Origin of the sequence: Embleya australiensis (assembly GCF_051903075.1) — a bacterium.
Taxonomy (GTDB): Bacteria; Actinomycetota; Actinomycetes; order Streptomycetales; family Streptomycetaceae; genus Embleya.
In genome coordinates, this window is sequence record NZ_CP182423.1 from 276,815 (window position 1) to 296,102 (window position 19,288).

The 19,288-nt window shown below is 69.2% G+C and carries 17 protein-coding genes and 3 pseudogenes; 9 read left to right on the top strand and 11 right to left on the bottom strand.

What is annotated here, in order from left to right:
- Positions 1 to 788: 788 nt before the first annotated feature.
- A pseudogene (locus ACMXN5_RS31580) lies at positions 789 to 920 on the top strand (RNA polymerase subunit sigma-70); the annotation flags it as partial.
- 455 nt (positions 921 to 1,375) lie between these two features.
- Here ACMXN5_RS31580 and ACMXN5_RS31585 read toward each other — a convergent pair.
- The gene (locus ACMXN5_RS31585; RefSeq protein ID WP_439678313.1) at positions 1,376 to 2,002 is read right to left on the bottom strand and encodes a DUF7691 family protein; all 627 of its coding nucleotides are present in this window, start codon (positions 2,000 to 2,002) and stop codon (positions 1,376 to 1,378) included.
- 152 nt (positions 2,003 to 2,154) lie between these two features.
- On the opposite strand from ACMXN5_RS31585, the gene ACMXN5_RS31590 reads away from it, so the two are divergent.
- The gene (locus ACMXN5_RS31590; protein ID WP_439678314.1) at positions 2,155 to 2,400 is read left to right on the top strand and encodes a hypothetical protein; all 246 of its coding nucleotides are present in this window, start codon (positions 2,155 to 2,157) and stop codon (positions 2,398 to 2,400) included.
- 525 nt (positions 2,401 to 2,925) lie between these two features.
- On the opposite strand, the gene ACMXN5_RS31595 is transcribed toward ACMXN5_RS31590, so the two are convergent.
- Positions 2,926 to 3,348: a winged helix-turn-helix transcriptional regulator gene (locus ACMXN5_RS31595; protein ID WP_439678315.1), complete on the bottom strand. Its 423-nt coding sequence runs from the start codon at positions 3,346 to 3,348 to the stop codon at positions 2,926 to 2,928.
- Between the two features lie 85 nt (positions 3,349 to 3,433).
- On the opposite strand from ACMXN5_RS31595, the gene ACMXN5_RS31600 reads away from it, so the two are divergent.
- From ACMXN5_RS31600 to ACMXN5_RS31610, 3 genes are all read left to right on the top strand, one after another.
- On the top strand, positions 3,434 to 4,249 hold the full coding sequence (locus tag ACMXN5_RS31600; RefSeq protein WP_439678316.1) for an NAD(P)H-binding protein: 816 nt from the start codon (positions 3,434 to 3,436) through the stop codon (positions 4,247 to 4,249).
- Positions 4,250 to 4,601: 352 nt separating this feature from the next.
- Positions 4,602 to 4,985 (top strand): hypothetical protein, encoded by a 384-nt coding sequence (locus ACMXN5_RS31605; protein ID WP_439678317.1) that lies wholly within the window; start codon positions 4,602 to 4,604, stop codon positions 4,983 to 4,985.
- A complete protein-coding gene (locus ACMXN5_RS31610; RefSeq protein ID WP_439678318.1) occupies positions 4,982 to 6,010 on the top strand; it encodes an IS3 family transposase in 1,029 nt (342 codons plus the stop codon). The genes ACMXN5_RS31605 and ACMXN5_RS31610 overlap by 4 nt, the downstream gene beginning before the upstream one ends.
- A 1,134-nt stretch (positions 6,011 to 7,144) precedes the next feature.
- Here the strand turns inward: ACMXN5_RS31610 and ACMXN5_RS31615 are convergent.
- Positions 7,145 to 8,059, bottom strand: coding sequence for a hypothetical protein (locus ACMXN5_RS31615; RefSeq protein ID WP_439678319.1), 915 nt, complete (start codon positions 8,057 to 8,059; stop codon positions 7,145 to 7,147).
- Between the two features lie 731 nt (positions 8,060 to 8,790).
- Between ACMXN5_RS31615 and ACMXN5_RS31620 the strand changes: the two genes are divergently transcribed.
- Both ACMXN5_RS31620 and ACMXN5_RS31625 read left to right on the top strand, forming a co-directional pair.
- Positions 8,791 to 9,102: a hypothetical protein gene (locus ACMXN5_RS31620; protein WP_439678320.1), complete on the top strand. Its 312-nt coding sequence runs from the start codon at positions 8,791 to 8,793 to the stop codon at positions 9,100 to 9,102.
- Positions 9,103 to 9,879: 777 nt separating this feature from the next.
- Positions 9,880 to 10,740, top strand: a complete 861-nt coding sequence (locus ACMXN5_RS31625) for a hypothetical protein (protein WP_439678321.1) — start codon at positions 9,880 to 9,882, stop codon at positions 10,738 to 10,740.
- Between the two features lie 585 nt (positions 10,741 to 11,325).
- On the opposite strand, the gene ACMXN5_RS31630 is transcribed toward ACMXN5_RS31625, so the two are convergent.
- The 8 genes and pseudogenes from ACMXN5_RS31630 to ACMXN5_RS31665 all read right to left on the bottom strand — a co-directional run bounded on the left by ACMXN5_RS31630 (position 11,326) and on the right by ACMXN5_RS31665 (position 17,336).
- The gene (locus tag ACMXN5_RS31630) at positions 11,326 to 12,120 is read right to left on the bottom strand and encodes a potassium channel family protein (RefSeq protein WP_439678322.1); all 795 of its coding nucleotides are present in this window, start codon (positions 12,118 to 12,120) and stop codon (positions 11,326 to 11,328) included.
- A 44-nt stretch (positions 12,121 to 12,164) separates the two neighbouring features.
- Complete coding sequence (locus tag ACMXN5_RS31635; protein WP_439678323.1) at positions 12,165 to 12,368, bottom strand: CBS domain-containing protein; 204 nt, start codon at positions 12,366 to 12,368, stop codon at positions 12,165 to 12,167.
- A 102-nt stretch (positions 12,369 to 12,470) separates the two neighbouring features.
- Complete coding sequence (locus ACMXN5_RS31640; protein WP_439678324.1) at positions 12,471 to 13,505, bottom strand: zinc-dependent alcohol dehydrogenase family protein; 1,035 nt, start codon at positions 13,503 to 13,505, stop codon at positions 12,471 to 12,473.
- A 292-nt stretch (positions 13,506 to 13,797) separates the two neighbouring features.
- Positions 13,798 to 14,142, bottom strand: a complete 345-nt coding sequence (locus ACMXN5_RS31645) for a universal stress protein (RefSeq protein ID WP_439681317.1) — start codon at positions 14,140 to 14,142, stop codon at positions 13,798 to 13,800.
- A gap of 9 nt (positions 14,143 to 14,151) precedes the next feature.
- Positions 14,152 to 14,828 (bottom strand): annotated as a pseudogene (locus tag ACMXN5_RS31650) (pyruvate formate lyase family protein); the annotation flags it as partial.
- Positions 14,829 to 15,065: 237 nt separating this feature from the next.
- The gene (locus ACMXN5_RS31655) at positions 15,066 to 16,169 is read right to left on the bottom strand and encodes an acetate/propionate family kinase (RefSeq protein ID WP_439678325.1); all 1,104 of its coding nucleotides are present in this window, start codon (positions 16,167 to 16,169) and stop codon (positions 15,066 to 15,068) included.
- 94 nt (positions 16,170 to 16,263) lie between these two features.
- Positions 16,264 to 16,956 carry a pyridoxamine 5'-phosphate oxidase family protein gene (locus tag ACMXN5_RS31660; protein WP_439678326.1) on the bottom strand — a complete coding sequence of 231 codons (693 nt, stop codon included), beginning with the start codon at positions 16,954 to 16,956 and terminating at the stop codon, positions 16,264 to 16,266.
- A gap of 134 nt (positions 16,957 to 17,090) precedes the next feature.
- Positions 17,091 to 17,336 carry a hypothetical protein gene (locus tag ACMXN5_RS31665; protein WP_439678327.1) on the bottom strand — a complete coding sequence of 82 codons (246 nt, stop codon included), beginning with the start codon at positions 17,334 to 17,336 and terminating at the stop codon, positions 17,091 to 17,093.
- Between the two features lie 107 nt (positions 17,337 to 17,443).
- Here ACMXN5_RS31665 and ACMXN5_RS31670 point away from each other — a divergent pair.
- A pseudogene (locus tag ACMXN5_RS31670) lies at positions 17,444 to 17,953 on the top strand (CBS domain-containing protein); the annotation flags it as partial.
- A 403-nt stretch (positions 17,954 to 18,356) separates the two neighbouring features.
- Positions 18,357 to 18,809 carry a hypothetical protein gene (locus tag ACMXN5_RS31675; RefSeq protein ID WP_439678328.1) on the top strand — a complete coding sequence of 151 codons (453 nt, stop codon included), beginning with the start codon at positions 18,357 to 18,359 and terminating at the stop codon, positions 18,807 to 18,809.
- Positions 18,810 to 19,288: the final 479 nt, after the last annotated feature.

Genomic DNA, 19,288 nt, shown 5'->3' on the forward strand with positions numbered 1-19,288 from the left:
TGGCGCGGGCCAATCGTGCCCGCGCGGTGATCGGGGCGGGCGAGCAGGTCGGGTGGTCGAGGGTGGTGATGGTCATGCGTGTCTCCCGGCGTTGCGTGGTGGATGGGTCGGCGGCGTACGGTGCCGCCTGGTTCCACCGTGGGCGCGTCGGGGGTGTGCAAGGCGTGCGGGCACACGGGGATCGCACGGGAAAAGACGTTCCATACCCGGGATTCGTCGTGGGCGTGCCACCCGATCCGCCTGCGCGCAGGGCGTGTGCGGGACGAGAGTTGGTGAAACTTGGCGTACGCGTTGTGGGGGGCATGGCCGGCGATCGGGATACCCGACGAACACAAGTTACCGGCGGGCGGGCGGCGGGAGTTGGTGGCCGTGCTGCACGCGCTCTATACCGACGCCCACCGACGAGGACGAACGCGCCCCGACTCCGCTGTTCCGGATGCACATCCAGCCCTACGGCGAGGTCCCATTGAACATGGGCAGCCGCCTCCAACTCGCGGCCCCTGCCCCCACCGGCCGCGAGCCCGAACCGGAGCCGGACGCGGCCTGAAAGCCGGCGCACACCACCCGGCCCTCTCGCCATGTCGACGGCGAGGGAGCACACGATCCGAAAGCTACCAGCGGGTTACTTGTCACTTGGTTCGCTGCTCGTTAACGGCACCCCTACCACGGGGCCGAGAGCCCGGGCCGGTGACTACGGCCGGCCCGACCCGCCGCGGACGACGCGCAGCGCCGCGAGACATCGACGTGTAACAGCGCGGAAGTCCCGCTGCCCCGAACGCCGTTCCTCGTCGATGCTCGGCCCGGCCGAGACGTTCGAGCAGCGCGAGTGGGTCTCAATGGCGGTCCTGACGCTGATGGAGCGGCTCTCACCCGTGGAGCGGGCCGTCTACATCCTGCGCGAAGCGTTCTCCTACAGCCACGGCGGTGCCCTCGCGGCGCCGGTGCGCGAGCAGCTCGCGCACCTGGTCGCCGAGGAGAACGGCTGTGGCTACACCTACATCACGACGAACATCGCCAAGCTGGACGTCGCGCGGGCCGCGGACGCCCGCCACGGCAAAGTCGCCGACCCAAGGCCCGGGCCGCGCTCACGCCGGCCGGCGCCGTCGTCCGCACCCACGGCGGGGTCGACCTGAAAGCGGCTCGCGAAGTCGGCCTCACCGACGGCGAGATCGCCGAGGTCGTCGCCCACGTCGCCCTCAAGGTCCCCACCAACTGCCTCAACAGGCTCGCCGACACCGACACACACCGACTGGCCGGTCGTCCGCGCGGCCGCCTGGCCGAGTGTCGCCCGATGGAAGACCTGGGCCCGACACCACTGGTTCAAGCCTTCCGTCGGCGGCTTGGGAACTGCTTCGGGACGGGGCTTTCGAGCCGGCTACCTGCCGCCGTCGCGAATCAGGAGCAGTCCCAGGCCCCGGGTGCGGGCGCCGCGTACCCACTCGGGGAGGTTGTCGGCGAGCAGCCACTCGACGTCGTCGGCGTCGTCCTCGTCCGGGAGGAGGTCGTTGTCGGCGTGGATCCTGTCGGTGTCGAAGGCTGCGAGTTCGCGGTGGATCCGCTCCGACTCGGTCTTCGACGCGAGCATGGGGAACGGCCATGGATCCGGGTCCGGAGCCGCGTCGGATCCCCACGCGAACGTCCAAGGACGCGCCCATACATCGGCGAGGGTGGTCAAGTCCCAGCCGCGGAAGACGCCTTCGAGGCGATCCCAGCCACGCCCCGGCAGGACCACCGATCCCAGCGGTACACCGAAGGTCGGGCCGAGGAGTTCCAGAAGCCACCCGTAACCGCCCGCACGCCCCGAATCGAGACGGCCGTCGACGATCTCGCGCAGCGCCGTCTCGACTTCGTCGGAGTCGGTGGCACGAAGCAGCCGGTCCGCGGCGTTCGCATCCTCGAACGTTTCCAGGGTCTTCCGCACCGCGACCTCGTCGTTCGAGCCGACCAAGCCGAAAAACACGACGGCATCGACGGCGAAAGCGGACACATGCTGTTCGGCCACGCCGCCATTTGCCAACGCCGACTGTCACGGTGTCCGTCGGGGCACCGCGGCGGGAGCGTACGGTGCACGTACACGACGGTTGCGCGATCGCGGCGGCGCCACGCCGTGGGCATGCGATGCGAACGCGGCGCTCTCGTCCGTAGGCCTCGGCGGTGTTCGCCTACCTTCTCACCGCGCTGTTCTTCCTGTTCTGCCTCGTCGGAGTCGTCCGCGACCCACGCCGCTTCGGCAACGCCGTTCTCCTCGGCCTGTCCGTCCTCGCCCTCGTCGTCGGGCTGCTCGGCGAACTGCATCGTATGCCTGAGCGCTTCGCCGACGTGGTGAAGCTGCCGCTCCTGTTCCTGCCGGCCGTGGGCGTGCTCTTGCCGGCCGCAGCACGCTGGTGTCGAACGGCGTAACGATGGTGCGACGGACGGGAGTTCGCCCCGCGAACCTGCTCTCGATGCTCGCCGGGCCGACCATCGTCGGCGTGATCGTCCTGCTCGTGACCGCCCTGTTCATCCGCTCGCGCACCGCGATCGTGATCGCCGGCACCGTGGTGCCGGTGGTCGGGTACGTGTCCTTCCTTCCGCTGTGCTTCCTCGGCTACGCCTTCCTCTACGAGCGGCCCACTGAGGGCCGTGCGCGCATCCTGAGACGCGCCGATCTCCTGTGGGTCGCAACTCTCGTACGTTGTCGACTCCTTCATGTGGCGGCCGCCACCGGCGAGCGACGCTCCCACGTCGTGGCACGCCGAAACGGTGGGACGCCGCGTCGTCGACACTTCGCCCCATGGAGCCGCTCATCCATTGGTCCGCCTGGCGTGGACGCCGCCGGGCCGTCGCCCGGCGCCGCCACTCACGTAGACCATGACCCGCAGAGATATCGAAGTGCCGCTGGAGTATCAGGTGTTGCCCGTCAGGAGGTTGACGACGTTTCGCCGGTCATCGGATCTCGTTATCAGGGTGGTCGCTGTCGTAGGACGCGCGTGCCCGTGCGATGTCTGCGCGGTGTTCGAGGGACCAGTCGGCGAGCGCCTTGACGAGGTGGGTGAGGCTCGCACCGGTCTCCGTGAGTCGATAGTCGACCTGGGCCGGCACGGTCGGATAGACGGTCCGAAGGGCCAGACCGTCTCGCTCCAACCTGCGCACCGTCAGGGTAAGCATTCGCTGGGAGATTCCATCGATGGCGCGCTGGAGTTCCCGAAAGCGTCGCGGGCCGTTGGCGAGTTCGACGATGACGAGGACCGACCACTTGTCACCGACCCGGTCGAGGACGTCTCTGATCCCGCAGTCGGGGTGGTCCGGCTGCCCACACGGCTCAAGCTCGGCGGCTCCAGTGGTTACACCGGTGTGCGTCAGTGACATGAAACTGCCTCCTTGTGAGCCGACCGCAGTCGGTTGAGGATCCTCACTGTAGTTACCGAAAAGAACCACAGGAGACAGAACCACAATGATCATGGTCACCGGCGCGAACGGACAGCTCGCATCCCTCGCCCTCCAGGAGTTGGCCGAGCACAACGTGCCCGCCCTGAGCGGCAGTCGATCGCCTGCCCAAGGACAGCGGCTCCTCGACTTCGACGACCCTGCAACCCTCGACCTCACAAGCGTTTCGACGCTGGTCCTCGTCTCGGCAGGGTATGCCGAGGACGACCGGGTCGTCGCTCGTCACCGGTCCGTTCTCGACGCCGCCGTGCGGGACGGCGTGACCCACGTGGTCTACACAAGCCTCACCGGCGACGGTGACCACCTCGGTTTCGCGATCGCCCACCGGGCCACCGAGCACCTGATCAAGGCCGGCGGGCTCGACTGGACCATCCTGCGCAACGGGCTCTACGCCGAACTCTTCGGCGCGCTGCTGACTTGGACCCCCGACGGCGTGGAATCAGCGTTCGGCGACGGCGCGCTCGCCGCGGTCGCGCGCGCAGACCTGGCCGCGGCCGTAGCCGTCGTGGCGGGCAATCCGGCCGTACACGCGGGCAAGATCTACGACCTGGTCGGTGAACCGATCACCGCGACCGACGTCGCCGAAAACCTCGGAGTCGCGCACCGTTCGATAGGGCTCAGCGAGTACCGCGACCGGCTCCTCGCCGATGACGCCCTGCTGCCGTTCCAGCCGCCGATGCTCGTCTCGATCGCATCCGGCATCCGCCACGGATTCCTCGGCGACACCACCCCCGACCTCGTCCAACTGCTCGGCCGACCGCTCACCGATCCGCTCACCGTCGCGACCGACATCGCGGCCGCGATGCGCCCCGACGCCCGCTGACATCGATGGTTCAGCGCAACGCGCCCCTGTACACGAACACCTCGGCCTACCCCACCGATGAGCCTCGGACTTACTGACGTTTCCGAGCAGCCCAATCACCCGGTGCTCCGGCGCGGCCACAGGTGCTCACTCGGGCTCCCCACCTTGTATCCCACGTGCGAGGCGCCGGCGACGTACGCCAAGTACGGCGCCGGTGTCGGCTGCTGTCACTGTCACCCAGGTGCCGTCGCCGGCGCTGCAGAGGTCGGTAGCGTCGGCGTCGTGGTGGCCCGGGTCCCTCTCTGTCAGTGTGTGGTGAGACGCCCGTTTGATCCGGGTTAGGCTGAGAGGGCACGACAGGAGCATCCTCTTCATGACCAGCACGAATCCCGGCGACGACCCGGCCCCGAAGCCCAAGCGCCGCACGTTCTCCCCGGAGTACAAGCTCCGGATCGTCACCGAGTTCGACCGGGCCGCGAGCGCCGCCGAGCGTGGCGCGATCCTGCGCCGGGAGCGTCTCTACCACTCGCACATCCAGGAATGGCGGGCCGCGCGCGACGCCGGCGCCCTGACAAAACTCACCGACCGACGCACAAGCCCGGCCCGCTCGAGGAAGCCCGCCGCGGACACCGAGAACGAGAGATTGCGGCGCAAGGTCGAGCGCCTGGAGAAGGAGGTGGCCAAGCGCGACGCCGCGCTGGAGATCCTGGGAAAAGGGGTCAAGCTCTTGGAGATGCTCTCCGAGAGCGGGGAATGACGCACGCCCTGGGTCCGCAACTGGCCCTGCTCGTCGACGAGTTGGCCCCACACGTCGGAATCGTGGCGGCCTGCCGGCTGACCGGCCGCTCCCGCGCCACCCACCACCGCCATCTCCATCCGGCCACCCCGAGGCCGAGAAAACCCCGCCCCGCACCCGCCTCCGCACTGAGCGCGGCCGAACGCTCCGCGGTCCTGGAGCTCATGAACACCGGCGAATACGCGGAACTGCCGCCCGCGCAGATCTGGGCCCGCGAGTTGGATGCCGGCCGTCACCACTGCTCGATCTCCACGATGTATCGCCTCCTACGCGCGGCCGGCCAGGCCGGTGAACGCCGCCGCCAGGCCACCCACCCCGCCAAGGTCGTGCCCGAACTCGTCGCCGACGCCCCCTCCCAGGTGTTCACCTGGGACATCACCAAAGTGAGAGGCCCGGGAAAGGGGGAGTGGTTCCACGCCTACGTGATCATCGACATCTTCAGCCGCTACGTGGTCGGCCACACCGTCGAGAAGACCGAATCGGCCGAGAGGGCAAAGGAGTTCGTCGGCGAGGCCATCGAACGCAACGGCCTGGTCCCCACAGCCGTCCACGCCGACCGCGGCACGTCGATGACGTCGAAGAAGGTCTCCCAACTCCTGATCGATCTCGGCGTCGCCCGAAGTCACTCGCGGCCGAAGGTCTCCAACGACAATCCCTACAGCGAGGCGAACTTCAAGACGATCAAATACACGGGTGATTTTCCGGCGTCCTTCGATTCGCTCGCCCACGCCCGCGAGTGGTTCGAGGCGTTCGTGGCCTACTACAACCACGAACATCGACACTCCGGAATCGGTTACCACACACCCGCGTCCGTGCATTTCGGCACCGCCGGGCAGGTTCGCGACCAGCGCGCGACCACCCTCGCCCAGGCATACGCCGCCCACCCCGAACGTTTCGGACGACGCCCCACACCACCCGAAATCCCCACCACCGCGTGGATCAACGACCCCGCCAAACGCAGGGAACCCGAACCACGCAGTTCATAGCATCACAACCGTCTCATTTGACTTGAAATCTTCCGGGTAGCGGATGCGGGCTTGCGGCTGCAGGGTGTCCGTGTCCAGCAGCGTGTGCCTGGGGGCGTGTTCGCCGAGCGCGAGGACTCTCTCCCGGTCCAGGAACCAGGCCCACCGGTACGTCGAGGCCGTCGATTCGACGCGGGGGTCGCGGCCCGAATCGTCGTCGGCGGGCCGAAGTCGTGGAGTTGCAGGGTTCCGAACGCGTTGCCCAGCCAGGTGCCGGCATCGGGATGCACGTCGAGCGGTACGCCGAAGCCCGGGCCGTGATCGTGGGCCGGCCGTCCGCGTCCCAGCGTGTCCACCAACCGTCGTTGCCCGCGCCGTCGAACGCGTCGGAACTGGCGCGCCGTCCATCGGGGTGAATCAGTACCTTGTGCGGACCTTCGTAGTACGACGGCGATGTGCCGGTCACGGCCCCGTCCGCAAGCGCGATCACCTGACGCTGCGCCGTGTACGTGACGTCGATGTCCTCGTGCCAGTCCTCGTCCGGGATGGGTACGAAAGCCCACAGCTCGGTTCCCTCCGGGGGGAACACCGCGCACGCGGGGACGTCTTCCCCGTCGACATTGCCCAGCGCGGGGTGGCTCGCCTCCCACACCGCGCTGCCGTCGGCGCGCACGCACACCGAACTGCGTTCGGCGGCGAACGCGGCGTACCGGCCATCCGGACTGACGTCGTGATTGAACCAGCCCGATTCCACGAAGTGCCGAGGTATGACGAATCGTTCGACGACGGTCAGGTCGGGCGCCAGAAGCAGCAGCCCTCCCCGGGCATCTCCACGCCTTCTACATCCGCCCCGGCGACAGCGCGGTCATGTGGTCCCAACTCGCCGCCGGCTCCTCGTCGAAACCTGTACGTATCCGCACCTTCGCCGGCAACTACAAACCCTCCCTGACCGCGTCGACCGGCCGTCCGTGGCCCGACACGACCCGAGAACCCGACGAAGCGAAGGGCCGACATCCCGGTCACAGAGGCACCCGTTCGACGGGCCGCCGGCGCCTCAGCCAACGGCGGGACCGTCCGGTTCCCCGAAGGCGGGCACGTCAGTCGGAGCCATGTCCTCCCGGAGTACTGGTGGAGTGTAGGTATTCCTGACGTGCGCTATTCCCCATCGGGTTGCGGCCAGTTCGCGAACGCCGGCAGCCGACGGCCTGACGCCGTCTCTACGAGGCGGGCGATGTCTGGGTCCTTGACCGCGAGAGCATCCCTCGCCACCTCGCACCAGTCATCACGCGCGAGGAAAGCCAGATAGTTGTCCCGGTAGGGCTGCCATCGCTGAACTGGCCCTATCGAACCGGCATCACCGTGTTCCCCTAGGCTGTTCGCCAGCCGTGCAGCGGTGCAGTACCGGGTGGCGGAGGGCCCCAACCGCTCAAGGTGGCGCAGATGTGCAGCCAGCACCGCCTCGGCGTGGGGGTAGCCCGAGAGGGTGAGGCCCATGCCTTGGCTGAAAGTCATCACCGTGAGCAACCTGCCGGCGTGGTCGACGATTTCGTCATCCACGTCGGTTCCGGCGATGACTTCGTGAAGGCGCGTGGTCCGGGCGACCTCGCCAACGAAGTTCGCGTTGAGGAAACCGCCGTCGCACGCCCTGCGGAGGAGCCAGGGTTGGGCGACGGGGTCGTCGAGTCGGCAGAGGGCTTCTACGACGTAGACCCGTCCCCAGCCGGCGACGCGATCGGCGAGCCAGAGCAGGGCGTCGGTGCCTCCAGGCAGTCGTTCCAAGGCGTGCGCTGCAAGGGGGCCGAAATGGTTGGACAGCAGGCCGATCGTTTGGATCAGTCGTACGTCTTCGACCGTTCCGATGGCGGCGACCAAGGCGAGCCCCACGGTGACCGAGTTTCGATCGGTTCCGTATCGGACCAGCCATCGGCCCGTTTCGTGAACACGACGCCTGTCCGCCTGCTCAGCCGCGGCAGCGATGTGGGCGTTGGGGTGAATGGGGACGTAGACGTCGTGGAAGGCGCCGACCAGTTCGCTGGGAAGTGCGGCGGTCCGGGCGAAATAGGCGCCCAAGACAAGCGCGGCGTCCTCGCCGGCAGTTCTCCGGTCCCTCGGCGCCTCCGGCCGAGATCGGCGACGGTCCAACGCGTCGTCGGGGTACGGCCCCCGTCCCGCGGTAGTGGCACGTCCGGGGCTAGCCGGTGGAGGTGCAGCGCGTGTTCGAACAGGGATATCTGCGATCCGGGCAGTTGCGTCCCGGCCATCTCGCTCATCGGCGGACGGAGGACTCGATTCTCTTGATCATGTCGGGCAGCCTTCCACGGCCGGAGGGAGCCCGCAAAGCTTCCCAGAGGCACATCCCATGACCGCGAGGCTTCCGTGCTCCTCGTCGTCACCCGAGCCTGGATCAGGACGGACGCCGGCAAGTCGGTCGCGAGCGACAGCACACAGCACGGTGATGCCCGGCATCAATCAGGAGAGTCTCAACCCATTCTTCTGTTCGCACAACGTTTTCGTCGCGGATCGTCGGGCGCGACGGGCCGGTCCTGAAACGTCACGGCGCCGTCGCCGAGTGCCGCCGCCCGTGTGCCACTCGACCAGTTCGGTCGGTATACGAGGGCCGGCGTCGACAGGAAGGTCGCTCTCGCCCGGCGCGGTGCCGTACCAGCGACGCAGGAAACGCCGGACGCCGTCCGACCGGATCGACAGGAGTTCGTCTACGACATGCGAGTATCGCCCGGTCGTCGCCGGTGCCGCCCCCGGCCCGCCTGTCATGCTGTTCTCTCCAGGACGAGGGGGCACGGGTGGGCGAGCCGGTCGGTGGATGGATTTGGGGGCGCAATCTGCGCGCGTTCCTGGAATTGCTGTCGCATTACGTGGGTTACGCGTTCGACGGCAGGGATTGGGAAACCGTCGAGGTCGGCGTCGAGGACACCGACGACGAGGCATCGGATCGGTGGTACACGTACCCGCTCGTGGGCGCGAACGGCACTCTCGTCGTCGCGCTCGCCCACGCGGTCGGCGGCGAGGAAACCTCCGTCAGGGTCACCGGGGCCGACACACCCGAACTCCGGCTGCGCACCGACACACTCCTGACCACGCTCGCCGCCGTTTGATACCCCGACCACTCGACCGTGCGCCGCCGACGGCGGCGACCCACGACATCGGGACCCTCGATGTCGCGGACTCGCTCTCGTCCCATACCCGGCCCGGGCGTGGCCTTCCATGCCAAGCCGGTCTTGGCGCTCTCGGGCCCGGACCAGGACCTCGTGTCGAAGGTAGCGTCAGCCGCGGACGGACAAGAGTGGTCGAAAGAGCAGGGCCAAGCCCTGGATGCCTGTCCGGACCGGGTTGGACGGCGCGTCGCGACGGCGGCGCGGGTGCTGGTCGATGTCGCCGAATCGGATTCCGGCGGGTTCGAAGGTGTGGGTGGCTTCGGACCGAAGTTCGGCGCGGGTAGCGATGGCCGCATCGCGGCACGCGCGCACGCGGCCGTGCTTCAGTCGGTTGGTCAGCGATCGTGGAGCGGCTCGGCACGCGACCGGGGCCGGCGATCTCACGGGGCGAGTCGTACCGGCCGTTGCACACACCGGTCGTGTGCACCCCTCGTCCCGCCGCGCTGCACACCCTCGTCCGCGTGTTCCCACCCACCCGTGCCTACTCGCTTCGGCCTGCGCGTGGGGCGGTGCCGTGCCCACGGACCGGCCCTCGGGCGCCGCAGTCGACCGACGATCACGGCGGCCCGTCAACGCCGACCCGTCGTTCCAGTGTCGCTACCCGTTTTACTCGCAAAGTCCATTTATGCTCGCTTAGCCACATACAACCCTTGATTACCGGAGGCCGGGACGGCGGAGAACAGCCGCGAGCGGCTCATCAGGACGCTGACGTTCTGGTTGCGTCCGGCATTCATGTTGCGTGTGGTCAACCGGTTCCAAAAGATCGCGGGTTTCGACCGCTCGATGGCTTTGGCCTCCGGCGCGCTGACCGCGCTGATCCCGCTCACGGTGATGAGCGGCACGGTCTTCGGCAGTGAGGCCGGAGACCGGATCGTCAATCGTTACGGACTCACCGATGGAGGTGCGGACGCCGTCCGGTCGGTGTTCGCCACCGATGCCACAACCGGTGTCGGCATCTTCGGAACGATGTTCGTGGCGATCTCGGCGCTGAGCTTCTCCCGAACGATGCAGCGGTTGTTCGAACAGGCCTGGGAGCTGAAACCGCTGGGTGTGCGCAACACGCGCAACGGTTTGTGGTGGATCTGCGTGCTCAGCTTGTACACCGCGGCCATCGGGTGGCTCTACGTGGTCCTGGGCGGGACGCCCCTGGGACTGGCGGCCGCCGTCTGCGAGGTGCCGCCGTCCGCAGCGTTCCTCGTTTGGAGCGGCTGGATCCTCTCCGCGAAACGGCTCGCCCCCGCGACCCTGCTTCCGTTCGCCGTCTCCGCGGCCGTCGTGATCGCGGCCTACTCGGTGGTCGCCACCGTCTACCTGCCGCGCCTGTTCGATTCCTACGTCTCCCGCCACGGCGCGGCCGGTGCGGTCTTCGGGATGGCCACGCTTCTCTTCGGTGCCATGCTCGTCCTTGTCGCCTCGGCGGCCCTGGGGCGGGAGGTACGAGACGAACTCGTGGGCATTCGCCAGGGCCGACGCCCGTCGCAGGACGAGGTCCGGCACCAGTGGGACGACATCGTCGAGCAGACCCGATCACGGTGGCGTGCCGTGCGCGGACATCGTCCGTCCGAGCACTCTCGCTGATTGTCGAGGAGTCCCCCGATCGGTCAACGCGCCCGCGCGAACGCGCTCCGGCGAACGTACTGCCGCTCACGCGGCGTCAAGTCGGAGAATCGCCGCGCCTCCTGGGCACGTTCTGTCAGCCGGGGATACCAGGCGAGCCGTGTCGTGGACGTCAACGGCAACCGCAGCAGCCGATCCAAACGCGCGATCAAGTCGACGAAGGGTTGGTCGGCGTCCAACACCGCGGACGCGACTCTGCGCTGCACGGCATCGGCCGACGCGGAGAACGCGCGGCCCGCTGACGGCGACGACGAACGGACGCGGGCAACCGTGGAGGGCCGCTCGCGGGTCCGGCACTCTTTCCTGGGCATCCGCTTGATGGGGCGCCGTCCGGACCCTCTCCCCCCGCACCGGCGACAGCGGCACGAGCCCGCCCGGACGTTCCAGGCTGCTCGGACAGTTCGAGACTCCCCATCCGCGAATCGGTCGGCTTTGGCCAGTCGTACCGATCGACCGACGGCTGCGTCCACGCGCAGCGGCGAGTTCACCCGAACAGACCGCGCCTTTCCGGTGCGGGACAACCGACAGGCGGTTCGACGCCCACCTTCACTGCCCGGAGGGGTGGTCCGACCGTCGGGCCGGTACGTCGACGACGGAATCGGGCTCGGCACGTGTATCCAAACGATCGTTCAGGCGTCGCAGTTGCTCTTCCATGCCCCGCAAGCGTTTCTCCAGGCGGGCGTATTCGAGACGTTCCTCGGCCTGTTGCTCGGGGAGAATCAACCGGGTGGCGATGGTGGCGGTGACCACGCCCATCATGCCGATGCCCACCACCATCAGCACCGCACCGACCAGGCGACCCTCAGCGGTGACCGGGTGAAGATCACCGTACCCGACGGTGGTGATCGTGCTGATCGCCCACCACAGGGCATCCGGGTAGCCCGTGATGTTCGCGTCCGACGCGCGACGTTCCGGCTCCAGAACGGCAGCGGCGCCGGCGACCAGGATCGTGAGCACCAGCACGACGGTGCTCGCCAACAGGCGGCCGGTGCGCCCGCTGCGGGCGACAGCCCCGACCCGGCCGATCACCGCGATCAGGCGCAGCACTCGCGTGGCGGGCATCGCGACTGCGGCGAGGTCCAGCGGGTGGGCGCGCACGAACCTCCAACGGTCCCGGCTGAGTCCGAGCCTGACAAGGTAGTCGGTCAGGAAGACCACCCACACCCCGTACTCGATCCACAACACCGGGCGCTCGCGGGCCTGTAACGCCTCGGCCAGGACAAACGTTGTCAACGAAACGGCCGCCAGGAGAGTCAGCCATGGAGTTATCGCGCACTCCCACCGCTGATATGCCACGGACTCCTGGTCTCCGGTCGAGCCCCGCATCACGAACTCCGTCATGGTAGGGACACCCGCCGGACCGACCGAGGGCTCCTTCGCGCATGCTAAACGACGGCGCGGGTCACTCGCGAGGACGGAGCGTCCGCCGGGTCGAGAGTCCACACCGACGCGAGGTCGCGGTCACCGAGCAGACCCACGGCGCGGCCCTCGTCGACAACGGCCACGTGGCGCAGATGGGCCGTGAGCATACGTTCCATGGCCTGCCACAGGGTGTCCTGACCGGCGACGGCGACGACGGGGCCGTGCATCACCTCGCGAACCGCCGGAACGGGCGTCGCTCGCCCTGGACGAACGTATGTCGTGGACATGATTCACCTGCTCGGATTCGAGGTTGTTCGAGATTCTCCGGGTCAATCGGCGATCAGGACCGCCGCGCCGTGCACTCGATCCGCGGCAAGATCGGCGAGTGCGCGGTCCGCGCGGCCCATGGGGTAGGGGGTGGTCGTCACGTGTAGGTCGATCTCCGTCGCCAGGCGTAGGAACTCGACGCCGTCGTCGCGGGTGTTTGCGGTGACGCTGCGCAGATTGCGTTCCCGAAACAGATGCCGCTGGTAGTTCAACGGCGGAATGTCGGTCAGGTGTATGCCCGCCACCGCCACGGTTCCGGAAGCGTCGAGTGCCGCCAAGGCGGCCGGCACGATGTCGCCGACGGGGGCGAAAACGATGGCCGAGTCCAGCGGTTCGGGTGGGCACGCGTAGGTGTCGCCCGCAGTGGCGGCGCCGAGTCCCAGCGCCAGTCGGCGGGCCTGTGCGGAGCGGGTCATGACATGGACGGACGCGCCCTGCGCCAGGGCAATCTGTGCGGTGAGGTGAGCCGACGCGCCGAAGCCGTAGATGCCGAGCGTGCCACCGGGCGGGAGGTCGGCGCGCCGCAGGGCCCGGTAGCCGATGATGCCCGCGCACAGCAGCGGCGCCAGGTGTTCGGCGTCACGATCGGCGGGCAGCGCGTATGCGTAGTCCTCCGGCACCGAGGAGACGTCGGCGAACCCGCCGTCTGCGTCCCAACCGGTGTACGTCGAATCGGGGCACAGGTTCTCGTCGCCGCGTCGGCAGTGGCGGCATTTCCCACAGGTATGGCGAAGCCAGGCGATGCCGACGCGATCACCGGGGGCAAAGCGCGTCGCACGCGTTCCGACGGTCTCCACGATGCCCACCACTTCGTGCCCAGGGACGGTGTTCGCCCGGTGCGGCACCAGGTCGCCCTCCGCGAGGTGCAGGTCCGTACGGCAGACGCCGCACGCCTCCACCCGCACCAGGATCTCCCCCGGGCCCGGCTCCGCGCGCTCGTGTTCGACGAGTTCGAGGGGGTGGGTGTCGATCGGCCCGGGGCGCGTCACCGCCCACGATCGCCCGGCGCGCCCACGCGCAGAGATATCGGTGCTCATGAGTCTCGCCCCCATGCGGGATGGTCGAGCGCTGTGCCTTGTCTCCCAGCGTCGTGGGCGCGGCCGATGGAGCACAGGGCCGATGGTGCCGTACACCCGGGCCGAAGGTCCTGCCGGCAACCCGCGTCACGCCTCGCCACTGCTCAGGGGCCTGTTCGTGAAGTGCATGCCACAGAACCGAGGTCATGCGCGGTCTTCCGCGTGGCGCGCTTCGGACAGTGGCGCCTGTGGGACACCGAGACCGCCGGGTGGCGAACCATCCGGCGGTCTCGACATGGTCGACGCTCCGGACTCAGTCCGAAGGCACGACCAGGAGCGGTCCGTGCGCGTGGTGCAGCAGTGCGATCGTCGCGTGCCCCAGACGGGGCCCGAAGTGGTGCGGTGAGGAATGGCGCCCGACCACGACCAGGCCCGCGTCCCGCGACGCCGAGACCAGCGCGGTGCCGGCACTCCCCTGTACGACGCGTTCCTCGACCTTCACCTGCGGATTGGCGTCCCGAAGCGGCGACATGACGTTCACGAGCATCTGCCGCGCGAACTCTTCCGCCTGGTGGTAGGGCGTCTCGGCTCCCTGCGCTTCCCGCAGTGCTCGCGGGACCTCGGGAAAGTTCCAGGCGTGCACCGCGATCAGACCCACCTCGCGCGCGTGCGCGGTCGCAGCCGGACGCGAGACGTCGCAAGCCGTAGGTCACGGCCATCTCCTTCAACTCGGCCTGCGCCCGCGCCTGTTCGGCCAGTTCCTCCCGGTCGCGGATCACCTCGACGGTGGTGGGCAGCGGGTCCAGGGCGCGGCGATCGGCCTGCTTGACCTCGATCAGGCGGTCGACGCCGTACAGGGCCACGCGCCGGTAGTCGCCGATGATCCGTCCCCGGCCATAGACGTCCGGGAGCCCGGTGATCAGTCCGGCGTGGCGGGCCCGCAGGATCTCGGGGGTGTACGCGTCGAAGACGGCGTCGTTGTGGGTCTTGCGTTAGGTGCCGAAGACGGCGCGGATGAACGGGTCCATCTCGTAGCCGTAGGCGCGCAGTCCCTTCTCGACCATGCGCAGTCCGCCGCCCGGCATGATCGCCCGCTTGAGTGGTGCGTCGGTTTGCAGGCCGACGATCAACTCCCGGTCACGGTCGATCCAGCCGGGGGCGCGCGAGGTGATCGTGGACGGCGTCGCGGTGTCCACGTCCAGCACGCCCTTGCCGCGCTCCTCGGGGATCAGCGCGGACACCCGGTCCCACACCGCGCGTGTGCGCGGTGTGGCGTCGCACAGGAAGTCGGCGTCGCCGGTGTAGGGCAGGTGGTTGGTCCGGATAGAAGACGCGGACGTCGATGCCGTGTTGCCAGGCCCCGAGGCGGAAGTCGCGCCAAGCGCGAGGTCGACTTCCGAGGGGTGCGTGGTGGTGGTCGTCATGGTGGCCTCTCGATGGACTCGATCGACTCGATCTCGACACCTCACACACTGGCCGCCTGTCATCGCGCCGGGCGGGGCGGACGGCCCGAGTGACCCTGCCGAACGACCCGGCCTCGGGGGTGTCGGGCCGGTTCGCCGGATGGGGTCACATGCCCTTTCAGGAGGCGACGAGTGAACGTGTCTGGTGGGCGATCTCGATGTCCTCGCGGGCGGTGACGACGAGCGTGCGGACCGGGCCGCCGGCGGCGCCCACGTCGGCGTCGCCGCGCGCCTCGGCGTTGGCGTGCCGGTCGAGGCGCACGCCCAGGAAGGCGAGTTCGCGAACGGCGTCGGCCCGGATGGCGTCGTCGTGTTCGCCGACTCCCCCGGTGAAGGCGAGCACGTCCAGGCCGCCCATCGCGGCGGCCATGGCGGCGATCCTCGTCCGGAGCCGGTAGGCGTAGATCCGGCGGGCGATCGTGGCGCGCCGATCGCCGGCCTCGGCCGCGGCGCGGATGGCCCGCATGTCCCCGCCGTGTCCGGCCAGCGCCGCCATGCCTCCGCCGTGCTCCAGCGCCTGTTCGAGGTCCTCCACGGTGACGCCCTGGCGCTGGAGCCACAGGATCAGGCCCGGGTCGACGTCGCCCGCCCGGGTCGCCATGACCAACCCTTCGGCCGGGGTGAATCCCATGGTCGTGTCGACCGATTCGCCGCCGCGTACGGCCGCCAGTGAGGCCCCCGCACCCAGGTGGCAGCTCACCACCCGCGCCGACTCCGGCTCCACGCCCGCCAGTTCGCAGGCCCGCCGGGTGGCGTACGCGTGGGACAGGCCGTGGAAGCCGTACCGGCGCAGCCCCCATTTCGTGCGCCAGCCCTCCGGCAGGGCGTACGTACTCGCCTCCGCCGGCAGCGTGCGGTGGAACGCGGTGTCGAAGCAGGCCACCGCCGGCACGTCCGGCAGCGCCCGACGAACCGCGTCGATCCCCGCGAGCGCCCGCCCCTGATGCAACGGCGCCAACGGCGCGAGGCCGGCGATCCGCGCCAACACCGACGGATCGAGCCGGGTCGCACCGGTGAACTCCGCACCACCGTGCACCACCCGATGACCGACGGCGTCGACGGACCCGGCATCGCGCAGGAATCCGGAAACCGCCCCGTCCGGGATCGCGTCGGGGCACTCGATGGTCGACGCGCACACGACGATGTCGCGCGCGTCGAGTACCGACAGCTTCACCGTCGACGATCCGGCGTTGACGACAAGGACTCGATCGGGGTTCGTCATGTGTACTCCCTCACGGTTGATCCGGATTCAATGCGTGGACGTGGGGACCGCATCCGCGATTCGCTCTCGACAAACAACCGACACTCGCACGGATTCAGACGTCACCCATGCGGGGACGCAACCTGCGACCGGTGACCTCCCTCGGACGGACCCGAGTCCACACCTCCGGGACACTTTCCGACCAGGTACGGGCCTCCGCCGTCGCGAGCCGGGCGGTGTCGACCGGGTCGGTCACGGGCTCGGCGTCGCCGATCACGAGCACGCTCCATCCCCATCGGGCGATCCGAATCAGTTCGTCCACCTCGAAGGCCACCGTCCCGACCAGGGCGGCCTGCCGCGAGCCCGCCGCACTGCGATAGAGCACATCCGTGCCGTCCATCAGGTAGTCGACCGGCAGCACGAACGGTTCCCGGGTCATCGCCGGAGCGACGCGCCCGACGTCGTGCAGGAACAGTCGGGCCCGGCACTCCTCCTCGGTCATCACGACCAACTCCCGGGCCTCGGGCGCGGGAGGGACCGCGGGTGCCGGTTCCGGTGCGGGCGTTTCTTCCACGACGCCGCGCAACAGGTGTTCGGCGCTGGTACCCAGTGCCGCCGCCAAACCGGTGAGCGCCGCGAACGACACCGGCGCGGACCCCTCCTCCACGTGCTCGAGCCAGTCCACCGACAGGTCCGTACGGCGCGCGAGTTGCCGCACCGTCAATCCGAGGTCACGTCGCCGCGTTCGCACGCCGACCGCCAGGACAAGGTGGTCGGGGCGATGTGTTCCCGCCGTTTCGTCGTCCATGTGTGCCGCCTCCTCGGAAGGGTGCTCTGCCTCCACCGATGGTTCCGCCCCAGGAAGGATTCCGGCAGGGCCGTTGGACCCGCCCGCACGGAAAACGGCCGGGACCGAACGGACTTGCGAGACGTCCGACCGGATCACTCACGCCGGATCTCGGGAGGGCGGTGGTACAGCGTCACCGGGACATATGGCCAGGCCGGGGTGAAGGGCACGAGGGCCGTCCGGACGGCACCGCGTACACGACGGAAGGCAGTGGCCGTCGGGGAGGCGACAACCGTGATGTCGGCGACGACGACACTCTCACGCGCCGTCAGGTCGACGTGCACGTCGGCGGGCGCGGTCACCCCGGCGAGCGCGCGGGATACCGCACGCGCCAGGTACACGGGCGATCGCCCCGCCGCATCTGGGCCGACGGGGTCGCCGCCGAACTCGTTCCGCAAGCGCCTGCATCGGGAGGTACGACATGACACACGGCACGATCGGGGACGTGATGACGCGCGACGTCGTCACCGTCGGATCCGGCGCCCGCTTCCGTGACATCGCCCGGGTGCTGGAGACGTGGCAGGTCAGTGCGCTTCCCGTGGTGGACGACGCCCATCGGCTGCTCGGCATCGTCTCGGAGGCAGACCTGCTGCACGCGCGCGTCGCCAGCACCGCGACGTCGCGGACACGGCCGGACTCGGCACGGGAACACGAGGCATCACCACCCGACGAGGCGCTCACCGCCCGGGGGCTGATGACGGCGCCGGTGATCACCGTGGCAGCGACGTCGAGCACCCTGCGGGCGGCTCGGCTGATGGACCGCCACCACGTCAAGCGCCTGCCGGTGGTGGACCGTTCCGGGCGGCTGGTGGGTATCGTCAGCCGCTGCGACCTGCTGGGCGCCCTCGTGCGGTCGGACGCGGAGATCCGCGCGGAGATCGAGCGCGAGATCCTCGGCGAGGCGCCGTGCCTGGATCCCGGAACGATCGAGGTCGAGGTCCGCGACGCCGGCGTACATCTGACGGGCGAGGTCGACCACCCCACCCTCGTCGACGTCGTGGTGCGGGCTGTGCGCCGCCGTGGACGGCGTCGAAAAGGTCACCCACGAACTCACCCACGCCCGCGGTCCCGAACGCCCCTTCGGCACATCGACGCGCGGATGTCTCGAAGGGTGGTAAACCGAGAGCCCCGACGCGGAGCGGAACCACCGATGCCCACCGGGCCGTCGGCCGGCTCGGGGACACCGATGGGTGCGCGTCGGGGGCCGGTCTCAGGTCCGGTGTCCCTCGTTGCCCTGGTGCACCTCGGTCATGTACACCGCCGCCTGGACCCGGCGTTCGAGGCCGAGTTTGTTCAGGACCGCCTGGCCCGACTCGTTCGGCTTCCCACCAGGTCACCCGCCCATCAACACCTTCGTCGGTGTGCCGATCCGCATCCGCGACACCGTCTTCGGCAACTCCTACCTCACCGAGAAACGCGGCGGCGCCGACTTCGACGAAGACGACGAGGCTGTCCTGCGCGCCCTCGCCGCCGCCGGCGTCGCGATCGACAACGCACGCCTGTACGACGACGTCCGGCACCGCGAACGATGGTTGGCGGCGAGTTCGGACCCGACCCGCAGCCTGCTCTCCGGCGACACCCCCGCCGACGGGCTGCGCTCGTTCACCACGACCATTCGCGAGATGGCCGACGCCGACCTGGTGACCCTGGCTGTGCCGGTGGCCGGCAGCGACGACCTGGTGGTGGAGGCCGCGTCGGGTCCCCTCGCGGACCGCGTTCGCGGTCTGGTCGTTTCCGGCGAAAGCACCCTGATGGGCAAGGTGTTCGGCTCCGGCGAGGCGATCGTCTCGGCGCGCATGCCCAGGTGGGCGTAGGCGTGGACGAGGGTGGAGCAGTCGTCGAGACAGCGTTGGAGGGGATGCCCCGCCTGTGTGGCGTGGTGGTCGACGAACAACGGCGGCAGGCACACCAGGTACGCGGGTTGGCCGATGTGCCGTGTGGTGTCCTCGGGGATCGATGCGCAGTCGATGGTGTCGGCGTTGGGGTCTGCCGGCGTGCGCGGCCCGTGCTTTCTCTTTCGGGTCCCTTACAACCCTACGCGGGTCCCTGTCCGGAGGATCAAGGGCACCTCAGTCGAGGCGCTGTGCCGCCTCGCGGGCTCACCCGTGTCTCGGCCTCTCGCGCTGTGGGCACTCGCGGACGCCGCGTGGAACGCGCGCGGTGCGCGAGCGGACGCGGGCATCGCGAACACGCGTACACGTCTGGCGTCGAGTTCCGCGGTGCGTTCGGGGCTCGTGCCGTGCTCGGCCACGTGAGTGCGCATCCGGTCAACTCACGGGTCCAACGACCCAGG